The 16,469-nt window shown below is 53.1% G+C and carries 15 protein-coding genes; 10 read left to right on the top strand and 5 right to left on the bottom strand.

Annotated features, from left to right (window positions below):
• Positions 1 to 43: 43 nt before the first annotated feature.
• A complete protein-coding gene (gene yigI, locus C2U43_RS25265) occupies positions 44 to 511 on the bottom strand; it encodes an acyl-CoA thioesterase YigI (RefSeq protein WP_003017917.1) in 468 nt (155 codons plus the stop codon).
• Between the two features lie 165 nt (positions 512 to 676).
• Here yigI and pldA point away from each other — a divergent pair, with 165 nt between their 5' ends.
• The 3 genes from pldA to rhtC all read left to right on the top strand — a co-directional run bounded on the left by pldA (position 677) and on the right by rhtC (position 4,148).
• Positions 677 to 1,546: a phospholipase A gene (pldA, locus tag C2U43_RS25260; RefSeq protein ID WP_003828947.1), complete on the top strand. Its 870-nt coding sequence runs from the start codon at positions 677 to 679 to the stop codon at positions 1,544 to 1,546.
• Between the two features lie 88 nt (positions 1,547 to 1,634).
• Positions 1,635 to 3,464 carry an ATP-dependent DNA helicase RecQ gene (gene recQ, locus C2U43_RS25255; RefSeq protein WP_008787089.1) on the top strand — a complete coding sequence of 610 codons (1,830 nt, stop codon included), beginning with the start codon at positions 1,635 to 1,637 and terminating at the stop codon, positions 3,462 to 3,464.
• 63 nt (positions 3,465 to 3,527) lie between these two features.
• Positions 3,528 to 4,148, top strand: coding sequence for a threonine export protein RhtC (gene rhtC / locus C2U43_RS25250; protein WP_003828942.1), 621 nt, complete (start codon positions 3,528 to 3,530; stop codon positions 4,146 to 4,148).
• Positions 4,149 to 4,186: 38 nt separating this feature from the next.
• On the opposite strand, the gene C2U43_RS25245 is transcribed toward rhtC, so the two are convergent.
• Entirely contained in the window at positions 4,187 to 5,071 is an 885-nt protein-coding gene (locus C2U43_RS25245) for an Rpn family recombination-promoting nuclease/putative transposase (protein WP_103285955.1), read from the bottom strand.
• Between the two features lie 162 nt (positions 5,072 to 5,233).
• A complete protein-coding gene (gene rhtB, locus C2U43_RS25240) occupies positions 5,234 to 5,854 on the bottom strand; it encodes a homoserine/homoserine lactone efflux protein (protein WP_003828938.1) in 621 nt (206 codons plus the stop codon).
• 110 nt (positions 5,855 to 5,964) lie between these two features.
• On the opposite strand from rhtB, the gene pldB reads away from it, so the two are divergent.
• The 3 genes from pldB (at position 5,965) to C2U43_RS25225 (ending at position 8,776) form a co-directional block, all read left to right on the top strand.
• Complete coding sequence (pldB, locus tag C2U43_RS25235; RefSeq protein ID WP_003017911.1) at positions 5,965 to 6,981, top strand: lysophospholipase L2; 1,017 nt, start codon at positions 5,965 to 5,967, stop codon at positions 6,979 to 6,981.
• Positions 6,982 to 6,996: 15 nt separating this feature from the next.
• Positions 6,997 to 7,797: a sugar/pyridoxal phosphate phosphatase YigL gene (gene yigL, locus C2U43_RS25230; protein WP_008787091.1), complete on the top strand. Its 801-nt coding sequence runs from the start codon at positions 6,997 to 6,999 to the stop codon at positions 7,795 to 7,797.
• 79 nt (positions 7,798 to 7,876) lie between these two features.
• Positions 7,877 to 8,776: a carboxylate/amino acid/amine transporter gene (locus C2U43_RS25225; protein WP_003828930.1), complete on the top strand. Its 900-nt coding sequence runs from the start codon at positions 7,877 to 7,879 to the stop codon at positions 8,774 to 8,776.
• Here the strand turns inward: C2U43_RS25225 and metR are convergent.
• Positions 8,664 to 9,617, bottom strand: a complete 954-nt coding sequence (gene metR, locus C2U43_RS25220; RefSeq protein WP_003017908.1) for an HTH-type transcriptional regulator MetR — start codon at positions 9,615 to 9,617, stop codon at positions 8,664 to 8,666. The genes C2U43_RS25225 and metR overlap by 113 nt on opposite strands.
• A 235-nt stretch (positions 9,618 to 9,852) precedes the next feature.
• Here metR and metE point away from each other — a divergent pair, with 235 nt between their 5' ends.
• Positions 9,853 to 12,114, top strand: a complete 2,262-nt coding sequence (gene metE / locus C2U43_RS25215; protein ID WP_057067474.1) for a 5-methyltetrahydropteroyltriglutamate--homocysteine S-methyltransferase — start codon at positions 9,853 to 9,855, stop codon at positions 12,112 to 12,114.
• Between the two features lie 96 nt (positions 12,115 to 12,210).
• Here metE and C2U43_RS25210 read toward each other — a convergent pair whose 3' ends face one another.
• Complete coding sequence (locus C2U43_RS25210; protein ID WP_003828924.1) at positions 12,211 to 13,017, bottom strand: dienelactone hydrolase family protein; 807 nt, start codon at positions 13,015 to 13,017, stop codon at positions 12,211 to 12,213.
• Between the two features lie 265 nt (positions 13,018 to 13,282).
• Between C2U43_RS25210 and udp the strand changes: the two genes are divergently transcribed.
• From udp to ubiE, 3 genes are all read left to right on the top strand, one after another.
• Positions 13,283 to 14,044, top strand: coding sequence for a uridine phosphorylase (gene udp, locus C2U43_RS25205; protein WP_003828923.1), 762 nt, complete (start codon positions 13,283 to 13,285; stop codon positions 14,042 to 14,044).
• Positions 14,045 to 14,184: 140 nt separating this feature from the next.
• Complete coding sequence (rmuC, locus tag C2U43_RS25200) at positions 14,185 to 15,615, top strand: DNA recombination protein RmuC (protein WP_103285954.1); 1,431 nt, start codon at positions 14,185 to 14,187, stop codon at positions 15,613 to 15,615.
• 94 nt (positions 15,616 to 15,709) lie between these two features.
• Positions 15,710 to 16,465, top strand: a complete 756-nt coding sequence (ubiE, locus tag C2U43_RS25195) for a bifunctional demethylmenaquinone methyltransferase/2-methoxy-6-polyprenyl-1,4-benzoquinol methylase UbiE (protein ID WP_003017897.1) — start codon at positions 15,710 to 15,712, stop codon at positions 16,463 to 16,465.
• The last annotated feature ends 4 nt before the right edge of the window (positions 16,466 to 16,469 follow it).

Raw genomic sequence — 16,469 nt, 5'->3', positions numbered from 1 at the left:
CTCATTGCAGAAATGTAACAGCAGTTTACCTTTTTTTAGGCACTTACCCCACCATATAAGTGGCGGTTGCGCTGGCAATATAAAGCTGTTCTTCGTTATGCAATTCCACGCGTGCAACAGCGACTTTATTACCCGCCCGCAGCAGGCTGCTGGTGGCGGTAAAGCGATTCCCTCTTCCGGGGCGCAGATAATCAACACGCAAATCGATTGTACCCATGCGTGACATCCGCTGACGCAGTTCGTCCTCGCTGATTGTTTCATGGCGGGTCAGCGTACTCCCAACGCATACCAGCCCGGCGGCGACGTCCAGCGCCGAGGCGATCACGCCGCCATGCAGAATGCTTTGCGCCCAGTTTCCGACCATCATCGGTTGGTTATTAAAGGCTAATTGAGCAAATTCTTTCTCATAGCGTTCGAGCTCCAGTCCCAGCGCCCGGTTAAACGGCATATGATAGACAAACATTTCACCCACTAACTTCAGCGCTTCCTCAGCAGTAAGTACGGCAGACATACGATCCCTACATCTCTACGGTTAATGAAATGTTGATATTATGCTTATTATTTGTTGTTTTCTACTTTAGGACGGGATAACTAACGAGGAACTAGCTAAGTATGTAGAATACTTGCCAGATAATTATACAATTCATCAATATTTTGGTTCAGGAGAACATTACCGATGCGGGCGATTCTGGGATGGTTACTACCAGCAATTATGCTGCCGTTGACCGCGTATGCGCAGGAAGCGACAGTGAAAGAGATTCATGATGCACCGGCGGTTCGTGGCAGTATTATCGCTAATATGCTGCAGGAACATGACAACCCTTTCACGCTTTATCCTTATGACACCAACTATCTTATTTACACCAATACCAGCGACATGAACAAAGAGGCGATCAGCAGTTATAGCTGGTCCGAAAATGCGCGCAAAGATGAAGTTAAGTTTCAGCTAAGCCTGGCGTTTCCGCTCTGGCGCGGGATATTAGGCCCAAACTCGGTACTTGGCGGTTCCTATACCCAGAAGTCCTGGTGGCAGCTTTCGAACAGTGAAGAGTCTTCACCGTTTCGCGAAACCAACTACGAACCGCAATTGTTCCTCGGTTTCGCCACCGACTATCGCTTTGCCGGTTGGACTCTTCGTGATGTCGAAATGGGTTATAACCATGACTCCAACGGCCGTTCCGATCCCACGTCACGTAGCTGGAACCGTCTTTATACCCGTCTGATGGCTGAAAATGGTAACTGGCTGGTGGAAGTTAAGCCGTGGTACGTGATTGGTAGCACCGACGATAACCCTGATATCACTAAATACATGGGCTACTATCAGCTGAAAATGGGGTATCACCTGGGTGACGCGGTTATCAGCGTGAAAGGCCAGTACAACTGGAATACCGGCTACGGCGGCGCAGAGCTGGGGGCCAGTTATCCCATCACGAAGCATGTGCGTCTATACACTCAGGTCTACAGTGGTTACGGCGAATCGCTGATTGACTACAACTTCAATCAGACGCGTGTTGGTGTGGGCGTGATGCTCAACGATATCTTCTGATAAGTATTGAGAGTATTTTAATCATTGCAGTTTCTCTCTCAGGCGCTGAAAATAGCGCCTGTTTTTATTTCAGGCGAATGGGGTTAATGTGGCGCAGGCGGAAGTGTTGAATCTGGAAATGGGCGCTAAACAGGTTTTGCAGGAAACCTTTGGCTACCAACAGTTTCGCCCCGGTCAGGAAGAAATCATTGATACCGTGCTCTCTGGTCGCGACTGCCTGGTCGTTATGCCGACCGGCGGCGGTAAATCCCTGTGCTATCAAATTCCCGCATTATTGCTAAACGGACTCACCGTTGTTGTTTCTCCGCTGATTTCCCTGATGAAAGATCAGGTCGATCAACTGCTAGCCAACGGCGTGGCGGCGGCGTGCCTGAATTCTACTCAAAGTCGTGAACAGCAGCTTGAGGTGATGGCGGGCTGTCGCAGCGGGCAGATTCGCTTACTGTACATTGCGCCCGAACGTCTGATGCTGGATAACTTCCTTGAGCATCTGGCGCACTGGAATCCGGTGCTGCTGGCGGTTGATGAAGCGCACTGTATTTCGCAGTGGGGGCATGATTTCCGCCCCGAGTACGCTGCGCTGGGTCAGTTACGTCAGCGTTTCCCAACCCTGCCGTTTGTGGCGCTGACCGCGACCGCGGATGAGACAACCCGACTGGACATTGTGCGTCTGCTGGGACTGAACGATCCGTTAATTCAGATCAGCAGCTTTGACCGCCCGAACATTCGCTACATGCTGATGGAGAAGTTTAAGCCGCTCGATCAGCTGATGCGCTACGTGCAAGAGCAGCGCGGTAAGTCTGGCATTATCTATTGTAACAGTCGCGCCAAAGTCGAAGACACCGCCGCGCGTCTGCAAAGCCGTGGCATCAGCGCCGGGGCTTATCATGCCGGGCTGGAAAATGCCGTACGCGCCGAGGTGCAGGAGAAATTCCAGCGTGATGACCTACAAATCGTAGTGGCGACCGTGGCGTTCGGTATGGGGATCAACAAACCTAACGTACGCTTCGTGGTGCATTTCGATATTCCGCGTAACATCGAATCCTATTACCAGGAAACCGGCCGCGCCGGGCGTGATGGCCTGCCGGCGGAAGCGATGCTGTTTTACGATCCGGCTGATATGGCATGGCTACGCCGTTGCCTCGAAGAGAAACCCGCCGGGCAACTGCTGGATATCGAACGTCATAAGCTCAATGCGATGGGGGCGTTTGCCGAGGCGCAGACCTGTCGTCGTCTGGTGTTGCTGAACTATTTTGGCGAAGGGCGCCAGGAGCCGTGTGGCAACTGCGATATCTGTCTCGACCCGCCAAAACAGTACGACGGACTTATGGATGCGCGCAAAGCGCTGTCGACGATTTACCGTGTTAACCAACGCTTCGGCATGGGATACGTCGTGGAAGTGCTGCGCGGAGCGAATAACCAGCGTATTCGCGAACTGGCTCATGACAAACTGCCGGTCTATGGCATTGGTCGCGAGCAAAGCCACGAACACTGGGTGAGCGTTATTCGCCAGCTTATTCACCTGGGCCTGGTGACGCAGAATATTGCTCATCACTCCGCGTTACAGCTAACCGAAGCCGCGCGTCCGGTGTTGCGCGGTGACGTTGCGTTACAGCTTGCTGTACCACGTATTGTGGCGCTGAAACCGCGTGCGATGCAGAAATCCTTCGGTGGTAACTACGACCGCAAACTGTTCGCCAAATTGCGTAAGCTGCGTAAAGCCATTGCCGACGAAGAGAACATTCCGCCGTACGTGGTGTTCAACGACGCCACGCTGATTGAAATGGCGGAGCAGATGCCGGTTTCACCGAGTGAAATGCTAAGCGTCAACGGTGTGGGGATGCGTAAACTGGAGCGTTTCGGTAAAGAGTTTATGGCGCTTATTCGCGCACACGTTGATGGTGACGACGAAGAGTAGTCAGCCGGGCAAAAAAGTGCCAGGATGGTGACTCACTGAACTATTCCCCCGCGAGTCATTTTTATGTTAACGCTATTTTTCACCGTTGCGTTGGTGCATATCGTTGCGCTGATGAGCCCCGGTCCCGATTTCTTTTTTGTTTCTCAAACTGCGGTTAGCCGTTCGCGCAAAGAAGCTATGATGGGCGTGCTGGGCATTACCTGCGGCGTCATGGTCTGGGCTGGCGTGGCACTGCTCGGCCTGCATCTGATTATCGAAAAAATGGCCTGGCTGCATACCATTATTATGGTCGGCGGGGGGCTGTATCTGTGCTGGATGGGTTATCAGATGCTGCGCGGCGCGTTTAAAAAACAGGATGTTGCAGCGCCCACTCCGCAGGTGGAGCTGGCGCAGAGCGGACGCAGCTTTTTGAAAGGTCTGCTGACCAACCTGGCGAACCCTAAAGCCATTATCTATTTTGGCTCCGTCTTCTCATTGTTCGTTGGCGACAACGTGGGAACGGGCGCGCGTTGGGGGATCTTTGCTCTGATTATCGTGGAAACACTGGCGTGGTTTACCGTGGTCGCCAGCCTGTTTGCGCTCCCGAAAATGCGTCGTGGCTATCAGCGTCTGGCGAAGTGGATTGATGGTTTTGCCGGTGCGCTGTTCGCAGGCTTTGGTATCCATCTGATTATTTCGCGCTAAGTTTGTTGCCCGCCTGGGACTCCCAGGCGGTATGCGGCTTATTGCGCAAGCTTCTGTAGCTCATCCTTCGAAAGGCCGGTCATTTCCATAATCGCGTCGGTATCAAGACCTCGCTCGAGCATCGCTTTTGCTACATCAGTAAGGGCAATGCGCCTCCCTTCTTCACGGCCTATCTGCTTTAGTTGATCCGCCATTGTCATCAGTTTTTCTCCATGCTGCGGCACCCGCTGTGCCAGCTTATACAATAATGTCTGAACATCTTGTGTATTCCCTGCTTGCACCATGTAGTTTACCAGCACGGTTATTTGTTGTCCGCTCATCTTCTCCAGCATAAACAGGCGGGTAAGTTTATCCAGCAACTGCGCCATGTCGCGCTGGCGAATGTGTTTTTGTACTAATGTCAGTGCCGCCATGCTGCGATGCTGCATGATTTCATCATCTGGAATAACTGTCACATCCACCAACGGAAACGGTGTGCTGTAAAGTTGAAGGGCGGTCGCTGAATCCTCAAAGTGATCCAGCCAGTTCATCGAACCTTGCCAGGGGCTTTGCTTGCCATGGTAAAAGAGCACTGGAATAACCAGCGGCAGAGTGTCGTTTCCCGCCTCAAGATGACGTTGCATCGCTGCGATAGCGTAGCGCATCAGACGAAATGACATATGCTTATCCGGTGAGCTTTGATGCTCAATGAGCACATGTACATAGCCATGTCCGCTGGTGGTTTCCAGTGAGTAGAGAATATCGCTGAAATAGGGGCGCAGATCGTCCTCCACAAAACTGCCTGATTCCAGACGGAGCGTTTCCAGTTTGCATATTTTGATTAACGAGGGAGGAAGATGAAGTTCGATAAAGTCCCGCGCGGTTTCCACGCGGGAGAGGAAGGTTTTAAATACTGCGTCATGTGGTGTTGTTACTTCCGCCATCGTTAATCATCCGTGAGTGGTGAATATGGCAGCATTCTGGCATTAGCAATCAACGTCTAACAGTACAGGATAAAAGGCTTTTCTCCCTTTGCGGCGAAGTACGAAAAGCCATGTTCAGAGGCTCTTACAGATAGCATTTCATTGCGAGCGACGTTCCATTTGCTAGGCATGCCTTGCCGATGCCAGCAGGGCGCCTATCAGCATAAACAGCGAGCCAAACACTTTGTTGAGCGCCTTCATTTGCTTTGGCCCTTTAATCCAGCCAGCAATGCGCGTGGCCAACGTCGCGTAACCGATCATCACAATGATATCGACCACGATGGTCGTGACGCCAAGCACCACGTACTGCATCAACTGCGGTTCCTGCGGCAGGATGAACTGCGGGAACAGAGCGGCAAGAAAAACTATGCTCTTGGGATTGGTCAGATTAACAAAGACCGCGCGTTTGAACAGCCGGCTGCGCGATTGCGTATTCGCCATGGTATTCAGATCGATAGCACCCGCCGCGCGCCATTGCTGAATACCCAGCCAAATCAGATAGGCCGCTCCCGCCCACTTCAGCACCTCAAATGCGATCACCGAACGTGAAAATAGCGTTCCCAGTCCTACGCCAACCAGAACGATATGAATACCCAACCCGGTCTGCAAACCCGCAATCGACGCGCTGGCACCGCGATATCCGTGGCTGATGGCGGTGGTCATGGTATTGATTGCGCCAGAGCCTGGGGACAAGCTCAAAATAATAGAGGTCAGCAGGTAGGCGAACCACCATTCAAAGGTCATGAGAAACTCCCGGATTGTCTATTTTTATGCCACAATACGCTACTGCCGTTAGGTTGTGTCAGTGACGGCGAAAAAAACGATTTTACTTGGTCAGCGAGGCTGGATACCCGATGTTTCAGCAGCAAAAAGACTGGGAAACAAGAGAAAACGCGTTTGCTGCTTTTTCCATGGGGCCACTGACAGATTTCTGGCGTCAGCGGGAAGAAGCGGAATTTACGGGCGTGGATGATATTCCCGTACATTTTGTTCGTTTTCATGCAGAAAAAAACGATCGCGTCATCGTCGTCTGTCCTGGACGCATTGAAAGTTACGTGAAATACGCTGAACTGGCGTATGACCTGTTTCATTCTGGTTTTGACGTTCTCATTATCGATCACCGTGGCCAGGGGCGTTCCGGGCGTATGCTTTCGGATCCGCATCGCGGTCATGTCGATAACTTTAATGATTATGTCGACGATCTAACCGCCTTCTGGCAGCAGGAAGTGCTACCCGGCCCGTGGAGAAAACGCTATATCCTGGCGCATTCAATGGGCGGGGCGATTGCCACGTTATTCCTGCAGCGCCACCCGAATCAGTGTGATGCCATCGCGCTTTGCGCACCGATGTTTGGTATTGTGATGCGCTTTCCCGACTGGATGGTGCGCCATATACTGGACTGGGCCGAAGGGCATCCACGGATCCGCGAAGGCTATGCGATGGGAACCGGGCGCTGGCGGGCGCTGCCGTTCGGTATGAATGCGTTAACCCATAGTCGACAGCGCTATCGGCGCAATCTACGCTTTTATGCTGATGAGCCGCGGTTGCGCGTTGGCGGCCCCACCTATCACTGGGTACGTGAAGGGATTCTGGCTGGCGAACAGGTTTTGGCTGGCGCCGGGGATGATGCGACGCCGACGCTGCTGATTCAGGCTGAAGAAGAGCGTGTGGTAGATAACCGCATGCACGATCGTTTTTGTGAACTCCGCGCCGCAGCGGGCCATCCTGTAGAAGGGGGTCAGCCGCTTGTCATCAAAGGCGCGTACCATGAGATCCTTTTTGAAAAGGACGCCATGCGCTCAGTCGCGCTTAACGCTATTGTCGAATTTTTCGACAAGCATAACTCATCCAGCGGAACCCGCTTTGCCTAGAGGTTGAATTTTCTTATGTATCAGGTTGTTGCGTCTGATTTAGACGGTACGCTGCTTTCTCCCGACCATACTCTGTCCCCTTATGCCAAAGAGACGCTGAAGTTATTGACCGCTCGCGGTGTTAACTTCGTGTTTGCGACTGGCCGTCATCATGTTGATGTGGGGCAAATTCGCGATAACCTCGGCATTAAAACCTACATGATCACGTCCAACGGCGCGCGCGTGCATGATTCTGACGGGAATCTGGTGTTTTCCCATAACCTGGATCGCGATATTGCCAGCGACCTGTTTGGCGTAGTGAATGCAAACCCGGACATCGTGACCAACGTATATCGTGATGATGAGTGGTTTATGAATCGCCATCGTCCGGACGAAATGCGTTTCTTCAAAGAAGCGGTGTTTAACTATTCACTGTTTGAACCTGCATTACTGGAGCCTGAGGGCGTCAGCAAAGTGTTCTTCACCACCGACTCTCACGAAAGGCTACTGCCGCTGGAGCAGGCGATTAACGCCCGCTGGGGCGATCGCGTCAACGTCAGCTTCTCTACGCTTACCTGTCTGGAAGTCATGGCTGGCGGCGTATCGAAAGGTCATGCGCTGGAAGCGGTAGCAAAAGCGATGGGCTACAGCCTGAAAGACTGCATCGCCTTTGGCGACGGGATGAACGATGCGGAAATGCTCTCCATGGCAGGTAAAGGCTGCATCATGGGCAACGCCCACCAGCGCCTGAAGGATCTGCACCCGGAACTGGAAGTCATTGGTCTTAATGCCGACGATGCCGTGCCACACTATCTGCGTGAACTGTTTTTGCAGTAACCTTCTGTTCGTTAGTTGACCAGTTGTCAACTAAAAACTTCGCTACAATGGGTGTACCTTTTGTTAAGAGACATCCATTGTGGCGTTACTCATCATTACCACAATTCTGTGGGCCTTTTCCTTTAGCCTGTTTGGCGAGTACCTTGCCGGTCATGTCGATAGCTATTTTGCGGTGCTGGTGCGCGTTGGGCTGGCGGCGCTGGTGTTCCTGCCGTTTCTACGTACTCGTGGGCACAGCGTAAAAACGATCGGGCTGTATATGCTGGTGGGTGCCATGCAGCTTGGCATTATGTACATGCTGAGTTTTCACGCCTATCTGTACCTGACGGTTTCAGAACTGCTGCTCTTTACCGTGCTGACGCCGCTCTACATTACGCTGATTTATGATCTGATGAGCGGGCGTCGTCTGCGCTGGAGTTACGCCTTTAGTGCGTTACTGGCGGTGATTGGCGCGGGGATCATTCGTTACGATCAGGTGACCAGCCACTTCTGGACCGGTCTGCTGCTGGTGCAGTTGTCCAATATCAGCTTTGCGATTGGTATGGTGGGCTATAAACGTCTGATGGAGACGCGGCCAATGCCGCAGCACAACGCCTTTGCCTGGTTTTATATGGGCGCCTTTATGGTGGCTGTCGTGGCCTGGTTCATGCTGGGCAATGCGCAGAAAATGCCTGCAACCACGCTACAGTGGGGAATTCTGGTCTTTCTTGGCGTGGCGGCGTCCGGCATTGGTTACTTTATGTGGAACTACGGCGCGACCCAGGTGGATGCGGGCACGCTGGGCATCATGAACAATATGCATGTCCCTGCCGGACTGCTGGTTAACCTGGCTATCTGGCATCAACAACCTCACTGGCCAAGCTTCATCATTGGTGCGGCTGTGATAGTGGCTTCACTGTGGGTACATCGAAAGTGGGTCGTTCCGCACTCCGTACAAACGGCAGGTGATCGCAGGCGTGATTCCGCGCTGAGCGAATAAACGCTTCTGTGACCGGCTGTCGCTGCTCGCCATCACGCACGGCGGCGTACAGTCGGCTCCACAACCCATCACCCAGGGTTTTGGTCACTACCAGGCCCTGGCGTTCAAAACTCTCCACCACCCAGTGCGGTAATGCCGCGATACCCATTCTGGCTGCAACCATCTGAATCAGCAGCAAGGTGTTATCCACGCTTTTCAGCGACGGACTAACGCCTGCAGGCTGCAGAAAATGCCGCCATACATCCAGTCGACTCCGCTGTACCGGGTAAATCAGCAGTGTCTCGCTGGCCAAATCTTCCGGTGTGATTTGTGTTTTGCTGGCCAACGGATGGTCAGGCGCCAGTACCAGGCGGACTTCAAAATCAAACATCGGTGAGTAGTGCAATCCGCTGCGCGGCAGGATGTCGGAGGTTAACACCAGATCCAGCTCATCCTGCTGTAGCGCTGGTTGCGGATCGAACGTCACGCCGGATTTAAAGTCCATCTCCACCTGCGGCCAGTTGGCACGAAAATTCTCCAGCGCGGGCGTCAGCCATTGAATACAACTGTGACATTCAATCGCAATTCGCAGCCGGGTTTGCTGCGGTTCGTTGCAGGCCTGCAGCGCACGACCAATTTGCGGCAACACCTGATTGGCTAACTGCAGCAGGATTTCTCCCTGCGGCGTAAAGCGCAGAGGCTGGCTTTTACGGATAAAAAGTCGAAAGCCAAGGCGCTGCTCCAGATCGCTGAACTGGTGAGAAAGGGCGGATTGGGTCTGATGCAACGTCGCCGCTGCGGCTGCCAGAGAACCACTATTCCGCAACGCCTGGAGCGTTTTCAGGTGTTTAATCTCGATCATGAAAGTCCTTCACTTCGGCATGAACAAATTGCGCTTGAGGAATATACAGTAACCGCCAATTATGGATGTGTAAACATCTGGATGGCTAAAATCCTTCGTCTTTTAAATTTATGGTGCGTTGGCTTCGTTTCCCCACCCCAGTCACTTACTTCAGTAAGCTCCTGGGGATGAGTAAACTTGCCGCCTTCCCTAAATTCAAAATCCATAGGATTTACATATAATTAGAGGAAGAAAAATGACAATATTGAATCACACCCTCGGTTTCCCTCGTGTTGGCCTGCGTCGCGAGTTGAAGAAAGCGCAAGAAAGCTACTGGGCGGGAAATTCTTCCCGCGAAGATTTGCTGACCGTTGGCCGCGAGCTGCGTGCCCGCCACTGGGATCAGCAGAAGCAGGCGGGCGTTGACCTGCTGCCGGTGGGTGATTTTGCCTGGTACGATCACGTGCTGACCACCAGCCTGCTGCTCGGCAACGTTCCGGCTCGCCATCAAAATAAAGACGGCTCGGTCGATATCGATACCTTATTCCGCATTGGCCGTGGCCGCGCACCAACGGGTGAACCCGCAGCGGCGGCAGAAATGACCAAATGGTTTAACACCAACTATCACTACATGGTGCCAGAGTTCACTAAAGGTCAGCAGTTCAAACTGACCTGGACCCAACTGCTGGATGAAGTGGACGAAGCGCTGGCGCTCGGTCACAAGGTGAAGCCTGTGCTGCTGGGGCCGGTAACCTACCTGTGGTTGGGTAAAGTGAAAGGCGAACAGTTTGATCGCCTGAGCCTGTTGAACGACATTCTGCCGGTTTACCAGCAGGTGCTGGGCGAGCTGGCGAAACGCGGTATTGAGTGGGTGCAGATTGACGAACCCGCGCTGGTACTGGAGCTGCCGCAAGCGTGGCTGGACGCCTTCAAACCTGCTTATGACGCGCTGACGGGTCAGGTGAAGTTGCTACTGACCACCTACTTCGAAGGCGTAACGCCAAACCTGGATACCATTACCGCCCTGCCGGTACAGGGGCTGCACGTTGACTTCGTGCACGGCAAAGATGATGCAGCCGAGCTGCACACGCGTCTGCCAGCCGACTGGCTGCTGTCAGCGGGGCTGGTGAACGGCCGCAACGTCTGGCGTGCCGATCTCAGCGAAAAATACGCACAAATCAAAGATATCGTCGGGAAACGTAACCTGTGGGTGGCTTCTTCCTGCTCCCTGCTGCATAGCCCAATCGATCTCAGTGTGGAAACCCGCCTTGATGCAGAAGTGAAGAGCTGGTTTGCCTTCGCCCTGCAAAAATGCGGCGAGCTGGCGCTGCTGCGCGATGCGTTGAATAGCGGTGATACGGCAGCAATTGTCGAGTGGAGTGCACCGATTCAGGCTCGTCGTCACTCTACCCGCGTACACAACGCCGCAGTGGAAAAACGTCTGGCGGCAATCACCGCCCAGGACAGCCAGCGCGCTAACGCTTACCCGGTTCGTGCCGAGGCGCAACGTGCCCGCTTTAATCTGCCGGCATGGCCGACTACGACTATCGGTTCATTCCCGCAAACCACAGAAATTCGCGGCCTGCGCCTGGACTTCAAAAAGGGCAACCTGGATGCTGGTAACTATCGCACCGGAATTGCGGAACATATTAAACAGGCGATTGTTGAACAGGAACGTCTGGGTCTCGACGTGCTGGTACACGGTGAAGCCGAGCGTAATGACATGGTCGAATACTTTGGCGAACACCTGGACGGCTTCGTCTTTACCCAGAACGGTTGGGTGCAGAGCTACGGTTCTCGCTGCGTGAAGCCGCCGGTGGTGATTGGCGACGTCAGCCGCCCGGAAGCGATCACCGTGGAGTGGGCGAAATATGCCCAGTCGCTGACCGACAAACCGGTAAAAGGCATGCTGACCGGTCCGGTGACCATTCTCTGCTGGTCATTCCCGCGTGAAGACGTGACGCGTGAAACCATCGCGAAGCAGATCGCGCTGGCGCTGCGTGATGAAGTGGCGGATCTGGAAGCGGCGGGTATCGGCATCATCCAGATTGATGAACCGGCACTGCGCGAAGGTTTACCACTACGTCGCAGCGACTGGGCGGCGTATCTGGAGTGGGGAGTGGAGGCCTTCCGCATTAACGCGGCGGTAGCGAAGGATGAAACCCAGATCCACACCCACATGTGTTATTGCGAGTTCAACGACATCATGGACTCCATTGCGGCGCTGGATGCGGACGTGATCACCATTGAAACCTCGCGCTCTGATATGGAGTTGCTGGAATCGTTTGAAGAGTTCGACTATCCGAATGAAATCGGGCCGGGCGTATACGATATTCACTCGCCGAACGTTCCGAGCGTGGAGTGGATTGAAGCCCTGTTGAAGAAAGCCGAGCAGCGCATTCCAGCAGAACGTCTGTGGGTGAACCCGGACTGCGGCCTGAAAACCCGCGGCTGGCCGGAAACCCGTGCTGCGCTGGCGAACATGGTCAAAGCGGCGCAGAATCTGCGTCAGGCGTAATTCATTGCCCGGGAAGCGCTTGCGCTTACCCGGGTTACAGGAAATCGCAATAGTTGTAGGCCCGGTCAGGCGTCGCTGCCACCGGGCAATTAACGTTTATTTCTTCCCACCGTATTGCACGAACCACTCCAGCATTCTCTGCCAACCGTCTTTCGCGGACTCTTCGTGATAGCTCGGGCGATAATCGGCGTTGAACGCATGTCCGGCATCGGGATAGACCACGATTTCCGCTTTAGCATTGGCGGCGCGTAGCGCCTGGCGCATTGTTTCAACGGTATCTTGCGGAATGCTGGTGTCCTGGCCACCATAAAGCCCCAAAACGGGGGCGTTAAGATCGGTTGCGATATCAACGGGATGTTTTGGCGAGTTGAGGGTTTTGTCACCCACCAGTTTGCCATACCACGCCACGGCCGCTTTTAACTGCGGATTATGTGCGGCATACAGCCAGGTGATGCGTCCACCCCAGCAAAATCCGGTGATCATCAACTGGTGCGCATCTCCTCCGTTGCGGGAGGCCCAGCTAGCGACGTGGTCCAGATCGGCCAGTACCTGAGAGTCAGGCACTTTGGCGACAAGGCCACTAAGCAGCGTAGGGATATCGGCAAAGTCATTGGGATCGCCTTCGCGAAAATAGAGTTCTGGTGCGATAGCCAGATACCCTTCCAGAGCCAGACGACGGCAAACGTCACGAATGTGCTCATGAATACCAAAAATCTCCTGCACGACAATGACTACGGGCAGCAGGCCATCAGTCTGTTTTGGTCGTGCGTGATACGCTGGCATATCATCGCCTTGTGAAGGTATGGACGTTACACCGGCGATAATTGCATTATCCGGGGTGTGAACCGTGGTAGACGTCGGTGGAGATACAGCAGGTGCAAAGCCAGATTGTCGTGTTGTCATGGTATTCTCCGTACCCTTAAATATTCAGCAAAAAAGCGCATTGTTAACTATAGACACATGCAACGAACCACATTGCCTTAAACGGTCTATCTTTTGTGCAGGGCTTACTTATATCGCATCATTTATGTGATAAAGATCACCATTTAATGGTAATCGAATGCAATTGATTTACATCATAGTGATGACTGTCACGAAAATATGTTTATGCCTTCGGTAAAGTGTGTTTTTGCTTCTTCTGACAAAACCGATTCACAGAGGAGTTTTTATGTCTAAGTCTGATGTTTTTCATCTCGGCCTCACTAAGAACGATTTACAAGGGGCTACGCTTGCTATCGTCCCTGGCGACCCGGAGCGTGTGGAAAAGATCGCCGCGCTGATGGATAAGCCGGTTAAGCTGGCATCTCATCGCGAGTTCACCACCTGGCGTGCTGAGCTGGATGGTAAAGCCGTGATCGTTTGCTCTACCGGTATCGGCGGCCCGTCCACCTCTATTGCCGTAGAAGAACTGGCACAGCTGGGCATTCGTACCTTCCTGCGTATCGGTACGACTGGCGCTATCCAGCCGCATATCAACGTGGGTGATGTACTGGTTACCACTGCATCTGTTCGTCTGGACGGTGCAAGCCTACACTTCGCACCAATGGAATTCCCGGCCGTTGCGGACTTCGAGTGCACCACCGCGCTGGTGGAAGCGGCGAAATCTATCGGCGCCACCACTCACGTGGGTGTTACTGCGTCTTCTGACACCTTCTACCCAGGCCAGGAGCGTTATGACACCTTCTCTGGTCGCGTCGTGAGTCGTTTCAAAGGCTCAATGGAAGAGTGGCAGTCTATGGGCGTTATGAACTACGAAATGGAATCTGCTACGCTGCTGACCATGTGCGCAAGCCAGGGTCTGCGTGCCGGTATGGTCGCGGGTGTTATCGTGAACCGTACTCAGCAAGAGATCCCTAATGCGGAAACGATGAAACAAACGGAAAGTCACGCGGTGAAAATCGTGGTAGAAGCCGCGCGTCGTTTACTGTAATTCTCCCTTCTATTCAAAAAGGCCGACGCGTTCGGCCTTTTTATTTTGCGTAGTGCCTCGCAGGAAATTCCTTTTAAACTGGACGTTTATACAGCACAATTCTATTTTGTGCGGGTAAGTCGTTGCTGTAAGGGGGCGTTGTGGATATTTCAATTATGATGAGTGCCGTGTTGGCGTTAGCCGCAGGGCTACTGGTAGGGTGGCTGGCGACAAAAGCACGCGCCGATCAAATCCGTGCCGACCTCATCGAAGAGCGACGTGAACTGGATATTGCGCTAAGCGCCGCTCGCCAGCAGCTCTCGCAGGAAGCTCACTGGCGTGATGAGTGCGAACTCCTCAATAACGAATTACGCAGTCTGCACAGTATCAACACCTCTCTGGAAGCCGATCTCCGTGAAGTCACTACCCGGCTGGAAGCAACGCAACAGCATGCGGAAGATAAAATCCGCCAGATGATCAACAGCGAACAGCGTCTGAGTGAACAGTTTGAAAATCTTGCGAATCGTATTTTTGAGCACAGCAACCGCCGTGTTGATGAGCAAAATCGCCAAAGTCTGAACAGCCTGCTTGCGCCGCTTCGTGAACAACTGGACGGTTTTCGTCGCCAGGTTCAGGATAGCTTTGGTAAAGAGGCACAAGAACGCCATACCCTGGCACACGAAATTCGTAATCTCCAGCAACTGAATGCGCAGATGGCGCAGGAAGCGGTAAACCTGACGCGGGCATTAAAAGGCGATAACAAAACGCAGGGTAACTGGGGAGAGGTCGTACTCACGCGGGTACTCGAAGCCTCTGGTCTGCGTGAAGGTTATGAATATGAAACCCAGGTCAGCATCGAAAACGACGCCCGTTCGCGAATGCAGCCTGATGTCATCGTTCGGCTACCGCAGGGTAAAGATGTGGTGATCGATGCGAAAATGACGCTGGTCGCCTATGAGCGCTATTTTAACGCAGAAGATGAATACACCCGCGAAAGTGCATTGCAGGAGCACATCGCCTCGGTGCGCAACCATATTCGACTGCTGGGGCGCAAAGATTATCAGCAGCTTTCTGGGCTGCGTACGCTTGACTACGTGCTGATGTTTATCCCCGTTGAGCCCGCTTTTTTGCTGGCGCTCGACAGACAGCCCGAACTGATTACCGAAGCGCTTAGAAATAACATTATGCTGGTGAGCCCTACCACGCTGTTGGTGGCATTGCGCACGATCGCCAACCTGTGGCGCTACGAGCATCAGAGTCGTAATGCGCAACAAATTGCCGATCGGGCCAGCAAACTTTATGACAAGATGCGGTTGTTTGTGGATGATATGTCGGCAATAGGTCAAAGCCTAGACAAAGCCCAGGACAACTACCGACAGGCGATGAAAAAACTCTCTTCCGGTCGTGGAAACGTCCTGTCGCAGGCAGAAGCTTTTCGTAGTTTAGGCGTGGAAATTAAGCGCGAGATAAATCCTGAGCTGGCTGAACAAGCTACTACACAGGATGAGGAATGCCGCTTGCGCTCGGTCCCTGAGACGCAACAAGATGCGTCTTACCCCGAGGATGAAGCGGTAAATCAGCAATCAAACTAGTCCATTTGGGGTAGTTGAACCCGGTAGAAGGGTAGGGCAAATTGGCCCAATCTGTTACACTTCTCGAACATTTTTTGGATGAGCAGGCACTGAGATGGTGGATAATTCACAAGAAACGACGCACTTTGGCTTTCAGACCGTCGCTAAAGAGCAGAAAGCTGACATGGTGGCCCACGTTTTTCATTCTGTGGCGTCTAAATATGACGTTATGAATGACTTAATGTCATTTGGCATTCATCGTTTGTGGAAGCGCTTCACCATTGATTGCAGTGGCGTGCGTCGCGGGCAAACCGTTCTCGATTTAGCAGGCGGTACCGGCGATCTGACGGCGAAATTCTCTCGCATGGTTGGTGAAACCGGCAAAGTTGTGCTGGCGGATATCAATGACTCAATGCTCAAAATGGGTCGCGAAAAGCTGCGTAATATTGGCGTGGTAGGTAACGTTGAGTACGTTCAGGCGAATGCGGAAGCATTACCTTTCCCTGACAACACGTTTGACTGCATCACCATCTCTTTCGGTCTGCGCAACGTAACGGATAAAGACAAAGCATTACGCTCCATGTACCGCGTATTGAAGCCAGGCGGACGTCTACTGGTGCTGGAATTCTCCAAACCCATCATCGAACCGTTGAGCAAAGCCTACGACGCATACTCTTTCCATGTTCTGCCGCGCATAGGTTCAATGGTAGCAAGCGATGCGGACAGCTACCGTTATTTGGCGGAGTCCATCCGTATGCATCCCGATCAGGACACCTTAAAAGCAATGATGCAAGATGCCGGGTTCGAAAGCGTTGATTACTACAACCTGACAGCAGGTGTCGTTGCGCTGCATCGTGGTTACAAGTTCTGACAGG

This window comes from Citrobacter freundii complex sp. CFNIH9 (assembly GCF_002903305.1).
GTDB lineage: Bacteria > Pseudomonadota > Gammaproteobacteria > Enterobacterales > Enterobacteriaceae > Citrobacter > Citrobacter portucalensis.
This window is presented reverse-complemented; position numbering and strand designations above follow the sequence as displayed.